Source organism: Microcystis sp. M_OC_Ca_00000000_C217Col (genome assembly GCF_007095585.1).
GTDB classification, from domain to species: Bacteria; Cyanobacteriota; Cyanobacteriia; order Cyanobacteriales; family Microcystaceae; genus Microcystis; species Microcystis panniformis.
Genome location: NZ_SFBV01000105.1, coordinates 25,397 through 39,828, shown reverse-complemented (window position 1 = coordinate 39,828; position 14,432 = coordinate 25,397). Strand labels below are relative to the sequence as shown.

The following is a 14,432-nucleotide window of genomic DNA, read 5'->3' as shown; positions in this document are numbered from 1 at the left end:
TTAAGAGCCAGTTTCAGATTGTCGATAATATCATCGGGTAATTTTGAGAGATTGGCCAGGGTTCTTTTTTTGACTTGATCTCCTTCTCGGTAGGACTCCCGAAGAAGAACAGCGGGGGGGGGAATTACGGTTAGGAACTTTTTCTATATACATGGCTATCATTTTAGCAAATGGAGAGAATTCTTGTTCATTAAGAAATGTTACAAATTACATGGGTACATTAAGAAAAGTTAAGGGGGTGCATCCATTGATGGATAAGGGTTTTCGGCTATTATGGTATATATGTATGGGGGAAGTTCAGATATTAGGACAGGCAAAAGGCAAAAGGGTGAATAAATAATCAGTTTTTAATAACCAGATTTAGTAGTAGTAGGGTGCGCCATTTGATAGCGTAACGCACCAAATAAATTAATGATAGATAGATAGGTGCGTTACGACGGATTGTTAGATTCAAGTTTAAGCAAAGATTGTCGCCGTCTAACGCACCCTACATTCTACTTTTTTAAAATCAAAAAGTGGCAGCCTTTGGAGGGATCGGGGGGGAGAATTAGGCACTTTTTCCCTGAAACTTAGGTAATTGACCACTTGAAAATGGGTAAAACCCCACACCCCCCTACCCTCACGAAAAACTTTTTGCCGCAAACCCTAAATAGGTTAGGTAAGTGACTTTCAGTTAATGATGCTAAAAATGAACAATAATCTAAAATCAAGCCGATAATGACTAAATGCAACCGACGGAAGCCCAACTTAGAAAACTCTATCACCTAATTTCAATAAAGTCCGAAAACTATGGACGGGTAGGTTCTCTATGGGAGGGGAGGTCGGCGACGACCTTCTCGACCCCTAACTATCAGTTAACGATGTTGAAAAGCTTCGATCGCCGCCGGCAAAGTATAGTAAATTCTCTCCTGGCTAATTTTATCTAACAAGCGAGAACGTTGCAATTGTAAGTACAGATCGTGTTTAACCCTAGCGAGGGCAAAAACTATACCCTGTCTTGATAATTCTGCCGCTAGTTCCTCAAGAATCTCCACGGCTGTACTATCCAATTCCCCGATCGCCTCCGTATTCAAGACAAACCATTCTACTGGTTTTGTCTCCCGGGCAATGGCACTGAGAGCGCGACGTTTAAAGTCGGCCGCATTAGCAAAAAATAAGGGGGCATCGTAACGATAGATAACTAACCCTGGTATTGTTTGCGCTTCCGGCCAATCCTGGAGTGCGTGTAAACCCATCACCCCCGGAACCGTACCCAAGACCGCATCATCAGGCCGAGTAATGCGGGCCAATAAATCGATAACCGAGAGACCGATGGCGATGGCAACCCCGCTTAAAATCCCCGTGGTTAGCACCCCCACCATAGTCAGGACAGCGAGATTAAACTCACTATTGCGAAAGCTTTTTAGTCGTTTAGCGCCAGCAATATCCACCAGTTTACAGGCCGCATAAATCACCAGCGCACCCAAAGCGGCCTTGGGAAAGAGTGCCAGTAGCGGACCGAGGGAGAAAATGACCGCCACCACCACCACTGCCACCACCAGGGAGTAAATCTGACTTTTACTACCCACCGAATCGCCCACCGCGGTGCGACTGGCGCTGCTGCTGATGGGAAATCCCTGACAAAAACCCGCCGCCAGATTCCCCAGTCCCAGGGCTAAAAATTCTTGATTGGCATCGATTTCTTGGTTATGACGTGCGGCGAAGGCTCTGGCGGTCAAGACGTTATCGGAATAGCCCACCAGGGCAATGCCGACGGCTGCGGTTCCTAGGGGTAGTAATTGGGAAAAATCTAGGGTTGGTAAGCCAAAATTGGGCAAAGTATTGCTAATTTTACCCACTACTGCCACCCCTTCTCCATCAAGATGGAGGGTAGCGACGGCGAGGGTTCCCAGTAAAACTGCCAGCAAGGGACCTGGTGCTTTAGGAAAATATTTTTGGATGATAAATAGAAATAGTAGCAGCAATAGAGCTAGGCTAAGGGTTGGCCAGTGCCATTGGTTTATTCCCCAGAAAAAAGCGAAAATTTCTTTAAAAACCGTATTTTCACGGATTGACAAACCACTAATTTTACCCAGTTGTCCCGCAATCATGATCACCGCCACTCCCGCCATATAACCGATCAGGATCGGTTTGGAGAGTAAATTAGCTAGAAATCCCAAGCGGGCGATATAAGCGACAAAACAGATTAAACCGACCATTAATGCTAAAAAAGCCGCTAAACTGCCGTAATTTTCCCCTTGAAGGCTCACCAGAGGTGCGATCGCTGCCGCCGTCATCACTGCTGTGGTCGATTCTGGTCCGAGGGACAGTTGCGGTGAGGAGCCGAAAAGGGCATAAACTAAGGCCGCTGGCACGAGAGTCCACAATCCCACCACCGGCTCGACCCCGGCCAGATCGCCGTAGGCCATACACTGGGGAATAGCGTAGGCTGCCACGGTGACACCGGCGAGGATATCTCGGCCCAGCCACTGCCATTGATAGGAGCGCAGGTTTTTTGGCCCCGGTAAATCAGAAAAATCGACTCGTCGGGAGTTTTTACTCATATTTTCTCTGTCAACGGCGACTTAACCTAATCTTAACGGAAGAATTAGCTAGGAAAAGCCTTGAGGCTGAGACATTTTCTGTCAGCAGGATATTTATACCATGTTAACCGCAATTTTAGTTAAATTGGCTAAATATACTCGGAAATATCCTCTTGACAATCATCGGCTAAGTATGATAGGGCGCGGAAGCGTAAACCGACTAATTGTTCGTAGAGAGGATTTAACTTGCACAGAGGCGGAATATGGACTAACTTATGACCAAACAGCACGATATCGCGTTCAAAAGGACATTGAGGCGGAACCATTTTGCAGATAAACCGGGCCAAGCGCGGATCGTGCATTTCTACCCCATCTAACCAATCTTTGAGGGGATGCAGCAGATCTGGGTGGGGATGTTCGGCACTGATAAACTCGGATTTCTGCGCTTCCGTGGTAATTTCGGGAATTTCACAGATAGTATGTTCTAAAGCTGACAGGGCCTCGATTTCTAACCCGAAAGCATCCCGATAACTATGCAGTAATGCCGCTTCTGCGGGGGAATAAATGCCATCGGCGATTGCTACCATGACCGCCGTGCGGAGGAAGTTTTCTGATATTTTGGGGTCATGACCGAAACTTGCGGCCAATTCTTCGGGACTAATCGATTGATAGAGAACGTGGTCGTCATCTAATTCTAATTCGTGAGCGAAACGGGCGATCGATTCCTGTTCGCTGGTGCTATAATCCCCATCACACCAAGCAATTGTCAGTAATCCCCGTAACCAGTCCCTAACTTGTTCGTTAGTGTAGCGGTATTGAACAGAGCTAACCATAGGTATTGCTAAAACTGATTTCTAGTTTCTCAATTTAATTCTACCCATCGCCCCCGGATTCTAGTGGCCCCCGTTCACATCATGTAACCATTGCAACTATCCTTATGGTCAGCTAGGAAGTTTTCGTTTTTCATCTGGCATAATCGGGCAATTTTCGCCCCTAGGAGCAGGGGTAAGGGTTGGTGCTTTTTGCTCCTTCCCCACCCGCGTCAGTCCTGCTGAAAAGGCGGATTTCTGGGATTAACGTCCAATCCCGAGGTAACGGAAACCGGCTGCTGTCACCACAGCAGGATCGAGGAAATTGCGACCATCAATCAACACGGGTTCGCGCATGGTTTTAGCCATTTTGCCGTAGTCAAGACGGAGGAATTCTTGCCATTCCGTCACCACCACCAAAGCGTCACAACCATCAGCCAATCTTTCCGGATCCGATTCGATAATCACACCGCTTAGACCGTGACTTAAACCACTTTGGGAAACGATCGGATCATAGGCTTTTACCTTAGCACCTAAACGATTTAACTGTTCAATCATGGTTAAAGCCGGAGCATCGCGCATATCATCGGTATCGGGTTTAAAAGTTAATCCCAACAAACCGACGGTTTTACCCTTGAGGATTTTTAATTCCTGTTGCAGTTTTTCGATCGCGATTGTCCGTTGACGTTTGTTAACATTGATAGCGGCGTTGAGTAATTCCGTTTCGTAACCGTAGTCTTCTGCGGTATGCACCAAAGCTGACACATCTTTGGGGAAACAGGAACCCCCCCAACCGATCCCGGCCGAGAGGAATTTGCTGCCGATACGGGAATCTAAACCGATACCTTTAGCCACTTGGGTGACATCGGCTCCCACGCGATCGCAGATGTTAGCTACTTCGTTAATAAAGCTAATTTTGGTGGCTAGGAAGGCATTAGCGGCGTATTTAATCATTTCCGCCGAACTGAGATCCGTAACGACTACGGGAACGGGAGGCAAGGAGGTATCCTCAGCGAATTGGCGTTTAACCAAAGGCGCGTACAATTCCTTCATCATTTCAATGGCTTTCGGGTTATTACTGCCTAAAACAATGCGATCGGGGTTAAAAGTATCATAAACTGCCGAACCTTCCCGTAAAAATTCGGGATTGCTAACCACATCGAATTCCGCTTCGATGCGTTCTAGTGTACTAATACCGCCACCAGCGGCCACGAGATTTTTTTGTCTCTCGGCCACTCCATCGAGGACGATCATCCGTACCCAATCCCCGGAACCGATGGGAACGGTAGATTTATTGACGATTACTTTATAACCACCGTTGAGATGGGCCCCAATACCCCGGGCCACCGCTTCCACATAACGGGTGTCACTTTCTCCAGTGGGTAGTGCTGGTGTACCAACAGCGATAAAGAGGATTTCGCCGTGTTTAACTCCCGCTTCTAGATCCGCGGAGAATTCCAGATTGCCGGAGGCTGCCGAAGACTGCATTAATTCCGATAACCCCGGTTCATAGATGGGGGATTGTCCCGATTTCATCAATTTGACTTTTTCTTCATTGTTGTCAATACAGATAACATGATGGCCGATATGTGCTAGGCAAACCCCAGTGACTAAACCCACATAACCCGTTCCGATAACACAAACACGCATGATAATCACTCCAGTGACAATTAGGTTAAATTTATTGATTAGGGATTAGCTTAGACGAGAACGGAAATCCTCGATCGTCATTTTTAAACCCTGACTTAGAGGAATAGTTGGACTCCAATCCAGATAAGTTTTAGCACGAGTGATATCCGGTTGTCGTTGCTTGGGATCATCTTCCGGCAGTGGTTGATAGACCAATTCGGCCTCGGGATTAATCATGCCTTGGATCACTTGCGCTAATTCCAGAATTGTGTATTCGTCGGGATTGCCGAGATTAACCGGCCCGATAAAGTCCCCATTCATCAAACGCATTAACCCTTCCACCAGGTCAGAAACATAGCAAAAACTGCGGGTTTGGGAACCTTGACCATAAACCGTCAGGGGTTCACCGCGCAAAGCTTGCACGACGAAATTACTCACCACTCGACCATCGTTTTCTAGCATTCGCGGGCCGTAGGTGTTGAAAATCCGGGCCACCCGGATATCGACTTTATGCTCCCGATAATACTCAAAAGCCAGGGTTTCCGCTACCCGTTTACCTTCGTCATAACAGGAACGCGGTCCGATGCAGTTGACATTACCTCGATATTCTTCCGTTTGCGGATGCACATCGGGATCGCCATAGACTTCTGAGGTAGAAGCGAGCAAAAATCGCGCTTTTACCCTTTTAGCTAGGCCTAGCATATACATAGTCCCTAAAACATTGGTTTTAATCGTTTTTACGGGGTTATATTGATAGTGAATTGGGGAAGCGGGACAGGCCAGGTGATAAATCTGATCGACTTCTAGACGGATCGGCTCGGTGATATCGTGACGAATTAGCTCAAAATAAGGATTTCCTAGCCATTTAACGATATTTCTGCGCGTCCCTGTGTAGAAGTTATCCAGACAGACCACTTCATGACCCTGTTCCATCAAGCGATCGATTAGATGGGAACCGATAAAACCCGCACCGCCTGTAACTAGGATTCTCATGTAATCGACAAGTAAACATATAAAATTATTCTTAAAATACCCTTACGCTGGCTTTTTGGCAAATATTTTTTTGAGGAGGTGTTAAGTATCAGTTATCAGTTATCAGTTATCAGTTATCAGTTATCAGTTATCAGCGATCGCCGATGCCAGGCTAATGGCTGAATAATGGCTCGGTAATCCTTAAAATGGAAATAACACGCAAATTTGAGGCTAGATTATGACCAGTGCCGAGCAAAATAAGCTATTTATCCTGATTGATGGGCATTCTTTGGCTTTTCGTGCCTATTATGCCTTTGCTAAGTCTCGTTCTGGCCCTCTCCGTACTTCTACCGGCATTCCCACCAGTGTTTGTTTTGGGTTTTTAAACTCTCTGATGCAGTTACTAGAAACTCAAAAACCCACTTATTTAGCGGTCGCTTTTGATTTAGCAGTTCCTTCTTTTCGCCACGAAGCTGATGTCAATTATAAGGCTAATCGGCAAGAAACTCCCGAAGAATTTCCCCCCGATTTAACTAATCTGCAAAGTCTCTTGGCAGCGATGAATATTCCTATTGTGACTTCCCCGGGTTACGAAGCAGATGATGTTTTAGGAACTTTGGCAAAACAGGCTGGCGATAATGGTTATACAGTCAAGATTTTAACAGGCGATCGAGATTTATTTCAATTGGTAGATGAGGAGAAAAAAACCACGGTTCTCTATCTGGATATTAATGCAGTCAAAAGTACATCGGGACAGGGTTATACAGAATTTAATTCCCAAGCTGTCACGGAAAAGTTAGGGGTGACACCAAAACAGGTAGTAGATTTTAAGGCTCTTTGCGGTGATAAGTCTGATAATATCCCCGGGGTGCGCGGAATTGGCGAAAAAACAGCAATAGATTTATTAAAAAAATACAATAACTTAGAGGACATATATACCAATCTGGAATCGATCAAGGGAATGGTAAAAACTAAATTATTAGAGGGTAAAACCGCCGCCGAAAGTTCTCGCTATTTAGCCAAAATTGCCCTTGATGCCCCCGTTAGCCTCGATGAAGAGAAATTTCGTCTCCGAGGTTTTGATCGGCGTTTAGTTAAACCTTTATTGGAAAGATTGGAGTTAAAGAAAATTCTCCAGAAACTCGATCAAATTCAACAGCAGCTAGGTGGCACTCCTACCCTAGAATTAACTAGCGATGCTGATTCTAATCAATTGTCTCTGTTTGATTTACCCCCTATTTCTCCACCGGTTCTAATTACTCCCGACATTATTGATACTATTCCTAAGTTAGATGCTCTACTGGCCAAATTAACAACTTTTACTAATCGGCAATTTCCCGTCGCTTGGGACACCGAAACTACGGATTTAAATCCTCGTGTAGCCAAATTAGTCGGCATCGGTTGCTGTTGGGGAAAAGAATTAAATTCTCTGGCCTATATTCCTATCGGCCACCAGAACGGTGATAATTTAAATCTAGAGATAGTCCTCGAAAAATTACGCCCAATTTTAGCTGGTGATAATTATCCGAAAGTCTTCCAGAATGCGAAATTTGATATTGATGTTTTTTATCATCAAGGAATTACCGTTAAAGGTCTAGTTTTTGATACTATGGTGGCTAGTTATGTCCTCCATCCCGAACTAACTCATAATCTCGAAGATTTATGCGATCGCTATTTGGACGGTATCACTTCCCTTAGTTATAAAAGTCTCGGTATTCCTGGGGGAAAAACCATCGCTGATTTAGATATCTCCACCACTGCCAACTACTGTGGATTAGATGCCTACGCTACCTATTTACTTCGAGAAAAATTACAGGCAGAATTAACTAAAATTCCCTCTTTATATCAATTATTCTCAGAAGTAGAATCTCCCCTCGTCATGGTGCTGTGGCAGATGGAAAATTATGGTATAAAAATTAATGTCAATTATCTAAAAAACTTGTCCCAGCAACTAGAAAGAGACTTAGCAGACATAGAAAAAAAAGCCTATGAATCCATCGGAGAAACTTTTAATCTTGGCTCTCCTAAACAGTTAAGTGAAATCCTCTTTGATCGACTAGAACTCAATCGCAAAAAATCCAGAAAAACTAAAACAGGTTACTCTACCGATCAAAGTGTTTTAGAGAAACTACAAGGAGATCATCCCCTAATTGATTATATCCTTGAACATCGCACCTTATCCAAATTAAAATCCACCTATGTGGATGCTTTACCGAAATTAGCCGAACCAAAAACCGCACGATTACATACAGATTTTAATCAAACCATCACCAGCACCGGACGCTTATCATCTTCCAATCCTAACCTACAAAATATCCCCATTCGCAGTGAATTTTCCCGGCGAATTCGTCAAGCTTTTATTCCCGAAGATGGTTACTTATTAGTATCAGCGGACTACTCACAAATCGAGTTAAGAATTCTCGCTCATCTCAGTCAAGAACCAGTTTTATTAGAAGCCTATCGTAGTAATCAAGATGTTCATAAAGTCACCGCTCAATTGCTCTTTGATAAAGGGGAAATTACCCCAGAAGAACGCAGTTTAGGGAAAACCATTAACTTCGGAGTTATTTACGGCATGGGAGCGCAAAAATTCGCCCGTGAATCGAAATTAACCGTAGAACAGGGCAGAAAATTTATTGAAAAATATCATCAACGTTATGCCCAAGTATTTGAGTATTTAGAGAATAGCAAAAAACAAGCAATTGCTCAGGGATATGTGGAAACTATTTTGGGTAGAAGACGTTATTTTAACTTCGATAATCCTCTCTTAAAAAGACTGCGAGGACTGTCCTTACATGACATCGATTTAGATAGCCTCAAACTCAACAACGAGGAGGCACAATTATTAAGATCGGCTGCTAATGCGCCCATTCAGGGTTCCAGTGCTGATATTATTAAAGTAGCGATGGTAAAATTGGCCGAGGTACTGCAAAATTATCGAGCGAGATTACTGCTGCAAGTCCATGATGAATTAGTCTTGGAAGTACCGAGGGAAGAATGGCCATCCCTAGAGTCAAAAATCAAGACGACTATGGAAGAAGCTGTCTCCTTGACAGTCCCTCTCTTGGTAGAAATAAAAGCCGGTGACAATTGGATGGAAACCAAATAAAACTATGATCGAAAACAGACAATTTTTAACCCCAGAAGAATCCGCAGATGTGGACGCTGCCCTCTTGACTTCTCCCGAAAAATTCCTGACTCGTTTAACAATTTCTTCCCTACGCTTACTAAAAATAATCGCCGAAGATACGGGAGTAACCCTAGAAGAGCTAACCCATAAACAGGTCATTCAATGGCTAGAAAAAGATAGTAAACTGCGTCGGGAACAGGGGATCGAAGCGGCAGTGCTGAAATGGTAAATAAACTCTTAAAAAATCAGCTACCCCTGACAATTTATGCTAGTTTTTAGCTATAAAGTTACTGGAGTTACAACAATGACAATTACCCTAAAAGTGCCTAGTATTGCCTGTGAAGGTTGCGCTAATACCATTACTAAAGCGATTAATAATCAGCAACCAGCAGCCCAAATATCGGTGGATGTAGCCAATAAAATCGTCACGGTAGAAACCACCGCATCCCGCGCAGAAATTGCCCAATGGATCAGCGAAGTCGGCCATACTGTTGAGTCTGGGAGTGAGGGTTGACATCCTCTCCCCCGTTAAAAATAGACCTCTGTAAAAATCCAGGGTAGTTCTATTTTTGTGTTGATCAGATTAGTTTGAATCCCAAGCTTTCTAGTTGTTGGTTTATCCAAGCGGTTGCCGTTTCTTCCTCGGTTTCTATTGCTTTTTCTACTCCTATTTTAGCAATTTCTAAGAGTTGTTTGAATTTTTGCTTTTAAAGCACTCTTAGAGTAAAGGTGCGATCGCTTTCAAAAGTTCTGTTAATTTATTTTCAACTATGTCCCATACCACATCCAAATCAAGCTGATCGTATTTATGAACAATGACATCTCGCATTCCAGCCATTTCTCGCCAAGGAATTTCTGGATGTTGTTGACGGAAGATTACAGAAAGACGTTTAGTCGCTTCACCAATAATGGTAATTTGGTAGAGGATGGCAGACAATTTTTCATCATTGGTTTCCAATTCTGATTTACCGATACCATCGGTATAGCGCAAAATACGTCTAATAGAATTTACAATGTCGATTAGAGATTCTTGATCACGAAGCATATATAATCTGTGCTGATTCTAAAATGTTTTTACATCTTAGCCAGTTATCACTCCGTTTGAGTGCTGCTTTCACAATTAAATCTACTTTTCGATCAAAAATTGCTTGCAGTTCATCGCGCATTTGTAGGGTTTCGGTTAAACCTCGTTTAGCAGTTGGGGAAAAGGTAATTAAAATATCAATATCGCTATCTGAACGGAAATCTTCGCGTAAAACTGAACCAAATAATGCCAATTCGGTGACTTGCCACTTTTGACAAAATCCTTTAATTTGTTCCATTGGTAGATTTATTTTTGTGTTCATCAGATTAGTTTTACTCCCAAGCTTTCTAGTTTTTGGTTTATCCAAGCGGTTGCCGTTTCTTCATCGGTTTCTATCGCTTTTTCTACTCCTATTTTAGCAATTTCTAAGAGTTGTTTGGATTTTGCTTTAATATCAAAGCTATCTTGTACTTTTTTACTGATTTCTCCTTGAAGATTATAATCTAATATAGGAATTCTAAGGTCAGATACTTCATTCAAGTTTAGATTGGTTTGCAAACCCTGACGAGCATACTTGGAAATGTACATTTTGCCTATTTCAGAGTTAAAAAAGACAATTAAATAGAGTCTTTTAACTTGAGCTTCGTCAAACCTTAAAATAGAAACAGCTTGATTAATATTGGCTTCAAAATCATGATCAAAAATAGCACATCTTCCTACCGTACCAGCAATTGAAAAAAGTACATCATTTTTCTTGACTTTTGTTTTTTTCAAGGTGAGATCATGAACATATCTTTTAATAAAAATAAAGTTATTTGTGTCAACTTCTCCATCTTTAAGATCAACTGCTCTTATAAAAGGAATACCATCATCTTCATCTGTATAATCATCACCACCCGCTTTAGGAGTTGCACCACTAGAAACAGGGTAATTAATTAAATCACGAATTTTTATCAATTTGAAATCCTTAAAATAATTATCAATTTCATCATATTTCGGTTGATAATACTCAGCATCCAAGCGTCCAGAAGACAAAAAAGACTCAGAAAAACTTTTAACTGCGATGCTTTCTTCGGTGGGTTGCCAATCTTTTAAACCAAGTTCTGTTAATAGTAAATCTTCAGCTTGTTGGTAGATTATTTTACTTTTTTTCACTTCTATAGATGATTGATTGACTAACCGTTCTATTATTTTCTGAAAGTAATCAGACAGAACGGGAAAAAGAATATTTTTTAAGTAGTAAGGTGCTACTTCAGGCTGTACGCCTCCATACATCCCCTTGTTAATTTGCTCTTTTCCATAAATAGTATTTAGAAAAACTGCTAGAAATGACTGGTTAATTATTTTGTTTCTGGCTCTTCGTTACTTGCTTAATTGATTAGTTCGCTCTAGATAAAAAACAATTGACAAAAATCGCTAAATCCCTTTCTATATAAGGGTTCCATCCCTTATAACCCCCGTCCATTGCATAACACAAACCGAAGAGCCTTGTTTCTTAAGATCAAAACGTGAGATGATGCAATCGCTTGTATTTCCTCATTAAAAATTAAAGTATCTCCAAAATTTGCACCAGTTCTTGTGATCAGAATATCATTTTTTTTTATTTCATTCTTAGATAATTTTTCCGCATCTTCTAGAGATATATATACCTGATTCGATAAATCGACTCTTAACGGACGTAAGTTTTGAGTTCTAAAAAACAAGACTCCTGATAAATCATCTTCTACATACTCTCGCTTAATTTCTGTTGGATGAATAATTATAGGTTGTGTTTCACTCAGTCTCATAGATTGGGGTAATTCATTAATTTTGTCCTCAATCTGAAAGTATTTTCTTTTAAAAAACTCACTATCAAATCGAAAATTAATATTATGCTCAAGTACCTGAATAAATGAAATTTCTGTTGCTTCCAACCTATCCATTAACTGCTGATATTTAACCGCATCAAAAGCTCCCCCCCTGTCCCCCTTATTAAGGGGGGTGGCGTTAGCCGGGGGGATCTCAAAAAAACTTAAATTCTCCTTTTTAGCAAACTCAATAAAGGCCTCAGCGATACCATCTTCCGTTAATCCATCATGATTAAAAAGATCATGATCCACAATCCAATGATTATGTTTATCTAAGAGAAAATCCCCCGAATCATCAGACACTTTAACATAAACTTTTTCTCCAGAATTATCCTTGCCTGACTTCTGCATCGTCGCAAAAAAGATATTATAATCATCCTGACGAGGACAAAGTGCGCCTATTTGGGGATCATCATTCCATTTTTGCACCAATAACACCGAGGTTTTTGTTCCTGTATGGGGTTTAAAAGTATTACCATGTAATCCCACCACTGCTAAAATTCGACATCTTTCGGCAATAAAATCCCGAATATTCTTATCAGAGGAATTATTAAAGCGTCCTTGGGGTAAAACTATCGCCATTCTTCCCCCCGGTTTCAAAAAGTCTAGATTGCGCTCAATAAATAAAATATCGCGTCCTACCTTAGTTTCCCATTTACCGTTAGGCTTTTTTGCTAAGTCATAACGAGCAATCATGCGCGGTTCTTTGATGTCACCCGCAAAAGGTGGATTTGCCATCAAAATATCGAATTGAAACTCTCTATAGTCTGGACTTCCCTTTGGACGGAGTTTTTTCAAGCGTCTGAAACCTTCATGATAAACATCATCCCATTCTTCCTGTTGCGTCACCTCATCCCATAATTCATAATCTAGGGTGTTTAAATGTAGTACATTTGTCTGTCCATCTCCAGCAATCAGATTGAGGGTTCGTGCTACTCTCACCGCTTTTTCATCAAAATCAATAGCAAACACCTTTTCTTCCACATATTCCTTACAACGGGGTGGCTTTTCTTCCAATGAAAATAAATGACTTGCTTCTAATCCCTCATCCTCTAGAATCTGCCGCCAAACATGAAAGATTGTATGTACTGGAAAACCCGATGAACCAGCTGCGGTATCAATCATATATTCATCTTCTTGGGGGTTAAGCATCTTCACACACAGATCAATCACATAACGAGGGGTGAAAAACTGTCCTTTTTCCCCTTTACTGCTTTGATTGATTAAATACTCAAATGCTTCATCAATTACATCTAAATTAGAGTTAAATAGCTTCACATTCTCTAAGGATGACACACAAACCGATAAGTGAGAAGGTGTCAGACTAATCTTAGCATCCTCACTAAATACCCCTGGCCATTTTTTCTTAGCTTTGTCAAAAAGATCCTGAATTTTCGTTTTTAATGCGCTTTCTGTTTGTCCTGTATTACGAAACTCCAGAGAACGAGTAGAACGTCGATTACCCTGTCCAGAATACCATTCATCATAGAGCTTGGCAAAAATCAGTTTAAATAATTCCTCAAAGACATCTACCCCCGCATTTGCTAATACCTCATCTTCCATTTCTTCGATTAGCGTTTTCAGAGATTTATTTTCTTTGACTAACTTATCATTGGCGATTAAATCATCTAAAGTGAACTTAATCTGGAGAATATCTGCTAGGGTTTGATTAGAGTTAGGGATATCTGGAATATCTTCAAAATAATTGGGATCTTTGCGTTGATAATAGGAAATCTGATCGCCATTCGTCCAGACAGCCATCGGCGAACCTGTGCCGTTACAATAGGAACGTAGTTGTGCTTTTCCTTCCTTGAGCTTGGGTTTTTTTACCTCTACTAAAATATAAACTGTGTTCAGGCGATCTTTGTCCATCACCGCAATATCTGCTCGTTTTACCTCTCTACCAAAATTCACCCCATACTCCACCTGAATGCGACTGAGAGGATAATGTAAGCGATCGCCTAAAACCCTTAAATATAATTGTCTAATCGCTTCTTCTGGGGTAAGTTTAATCTCTTTTTTCCGTACTAAGCAAATTGTATAGGGAGCTTCCCCATTTTTCGTCTTTTTAAGCGTAATTGTCTGCTCTAATTGCTCAATTTCTGCTGGCGTAAACTGGGACAACTTATAACTTGAGTCTTTGAGAATATCAGCTAATTTCATAGGTTAAAGATGATAGAGATAAATAAAGATTTTTATACCGAGCCTTGAAAGAAATCCCAGCCTTGACAAATTGAGTTAAGTAATCTACTGATGCGAGAATTTTCCCTGTACAAGCCGGTAGGCATGACTTGAAATCATTGTATTCTTGGCTATTAACTTAAGTTAAAGGTATATGGGGACTTAACTTTTCCATTGGATCGAATTTTTTAAGATTCTTTCGATGTTTGCGGTTTCTCATCTCGGCAAAAGCGAGCAAACAGCGATCGCATTTGGGGCAGCTTTGCTGTGGCAATTGTCCGTGACTCAATATCTGTAATAATCTAATACAGCCCTTGT

11 protein-coding genes and 1 pseudogene are annotated in these 14,432 nt (G+C 41.6%); 3 read left to right on the top strand and 9 right to left on the bottom strand.

Annotated features, from left to right (window positions below; translation table 11 throughout):
* From EWV66_RS24355 to EWV66_RS06480, 5 genes and pseudogenes are all read right to left on the bottom strand, one after another.
* Positions 1-153, bottom strand: a pseudogene (locus EWV66_RS24355) (IS1634 family transposase N-terminal domain-related protein); the annotation flags it as partial.
* 701 nt (positions 154-854) lie between these two features.
* Positions 855-2,543 (bottom strand): SulP family inorganic anion transporter, encoded by a 1,689-nt coding sequence (locus EWV66_RS06495; protein WP_052277363.1) that lies wholly within the window; start codon positions 2,541-2,543, stop codon positions 855-857.
* 128 nt (positions 2,544-2,671) lie between these two features.
* Positions 2,672-3,355, bottom strand: coding sequence for a Mo-dependent nitrogenase C-terminal domain-containing protein (locus tag EWV66_RS06490; protein ID WP_002765367.1), 684 nt, complete (start codon positions 3,353-3,355; stop codon positions 2,672-2,674).
* A gap of 240 nt (positions 3,356-3,595) precedes the next feature.
* Positions 3,596-4,981 (bottom strand): UDP-glucose dehydrogenase family protein, encoded by a 1,386-nt coding sequence (locus tag EWV66_RS06485; RefSeq protein ID WP_002759997.1) that lies wholly within the window; start codon positions 4,979-4,981, stop codon positions 3,596-3,598.
* Between the two features lie 45 nt (positions 4,982-5,026).
* A complete protein-coding gene (locus EWV66_RS06480; RefSeq protein ID WP_287107635.1) occupies positions 5,027-5,953 on the bottom strand; it encodes a UDP-glucuronic acid decarboxylase family protein in 927 nt (308 codons plus the stop codon).
* A 217-nt stretch (positions 5,954-6,170) separates the two neighbouring features.
* Here EWV66_RS06480 and polA point away from each other — a divergent pair, with 217 nt between their 5' ends.
* The 3 genes from polA to EWV66_RS06465 are packed head-to-tail and all read left to right on the top strand — an operon-like array spanning position 6,171 to position 9,576.
* Entirely contained in the window at positions 6,171-9,041 is a 2,871-nt protein-coding gene (gene polA / locus EWV66_RS06475) for a DNA polymerase I (protein WP_287107634.1), read from the top strand.
* Positions 9,042-9,045: 4 nt separating this feature from the next.
* A complete protein-coding gene (locus EWV66_RS06470) occupies positions 9,046-9,291 on the top strand; it encodes an NDH complex assembly factor CRR9 (protein WP_002736270.1) in 246 nt (81 codons plus the stop codon).
* 36 nt (positions 9,292-9,327) lie between these two features.
* Positions 9,328-9,576, top strand: a complete 249-nt coding sequence (locus EWV66_RS06465) for a heavy-metal-associated domain-containing protein (RefSeq protein WP_002754697.1) — start codon at positions 9,328-9,330, stop codon at positions 9,574-9,576.
* A gap of 204 nt (positions 9,577-9,780) precedes the next feature.
* Here the strand turns inward: EWV66_RS06465 and EWV66_RS06460 are convergent, their stop codons facing one another.
* The 4 genes from EWV66_RS06460 to EWV66_RS06445 all read right to left on the bottom strand — a co-directional run bounded on the left by EWV66_RS06460 (position 9,781) and on the right by EWV66_RS06445 (position 14,096).
* Positions 9,781-10,107 (bottom strand): HepT-like ribonuclease domain-containing protein, encoded by a 327-nt coding sequence (locus EWV66_RS06460; protein WP_110545688.1) that lies wholly within the window; start codon positions 10,105-10,107, stop codon positions 9,781-9,783.
* Positions 10,097-10,384 carry a nucleotidyltransferase family protein gene (locus tag EWV66_RS06455; RefSeq protein ID WP_002789522.1) on the bottom strand — a complete coding sequence of 96 codons (288 nt, stop codon included), beginning with the start codon at positions 10,382-10,384 and terminating at the stop codon, positions 10,097-10,099. The genes EWV66_RS06460 and EWV66_RS06455 overlap by 11 nt, the downstream gene beginning before the upstream one ends.
* A 23-nt stretch (positions 10,385-10,407) precedes the next feature.
* Complete coding sequence (locus tag EWV66_RS06450; RefSeq protein ID WP_287107631.1) at positions 10,408-11,361, bottom strand: restriction endonuclease subunit S; 954 nt, start codon at positions 11,359-11,361, stop codon at positions 10,408-10,410.
* Positions 11,362-11,534: 173 nt separating this feature from the next.
* Positions 11,535-14,096, bottom strand: a complete 2,562-nt coding sequence (locus tag EWV66_RS06445; protein WP_287107630.1) for an N-6 DNA methylase — start codon at positions 14,094-14,096, stop codon at positions 11,535-11,537.
* Positions 14,097-14,432 lie beyond the last annotated feature (336 nt).

What these genes read in the sequence shown, in the direction of transcription:
- EWV66_RS06495 (WP_052277363.1), bottom strand. Translation starts at nt 2,543, where the DNA reads ATGAGTAAAAACTCCCGACGAGTCGATTTTTCTGATTTACCGGGGCCA.
- EWV66_RS06490 (WP_002765367.1), bottom strand. Translation starts at nt 3,355, where the DNA reads ATGGTTAGCTCTGTTCAATACCGCTACACTAACGAACAAGTTAGGGAC.
- EWV66_RS06485 (WP_002759997.1), bottom strand. Translation starts at nt 4,981, where the DNA reads ATGCGTGTTTGTGTTATCGGAACGGGTTATGTGGGTTTAGTCACTGGG.
- EWV66_RS06480 (WP_287107635.1), bottom strand. Translation starts at nt 5,953, where the DNA reads ATGAGAATCCTAGTTACAGGCGGTGCGGGTTTTATCGGTTCCCATCTA.
- polA (WP_287107634.1), top strand. Translation starts at nt 6,171, where the DNA reads ATGACCAGTGCCGAGCAAAATAAGCTATTTATCCTGATTGATGGGCAT.
- EWV66_RS06470 (WP_002736270.1), top strand. Translation starts at nt 9,046, where the DNA reads ATGATCGAAAACAGACAATTTTTAACCCCAGAAGAATCCGCAGATGTG.
- EWV66_RS06465 (WP_002754697.1), top strand. Translation starts at nt 9,328, where the DNA reads ATGCTAGTTTTTAGCTATAAAGTTACTGGAGTTACAACAATGACAATT.
- EWV66_RS06460 (WP_110545688.1), bottom strand. Translation starts at nt 10,107, where the DNA reads ATGCTTCGTGATCAAGAATCTCTAATCGACATTGTAAATTCTATTAGA.
- EWV66_RS06455 (WP_002789522.1), bottom strand. Translation starts at nt 10,384, where the DNA reads ATGGAACAAATTAAAGGATTTTGTCAAAAGTGGCAAGTCACCGAATTG.
- EWV66_RS06450 (WP_287107631.1), bottom strand. Translation starts at nt 11,361, where the DNA reads ATGTATGGAGGCGTACAGCCTGAAGTAGCACCTTACTACTTAAAAAAT.
- EWV66_RS06445 (WP_287107630.1), bottom strand. Translation starts at nt 14,096, where the DNA reads ATGAAATTAGCTGATATTCTCAAAGACTCAAGTTATAAGTTGTCCCAG.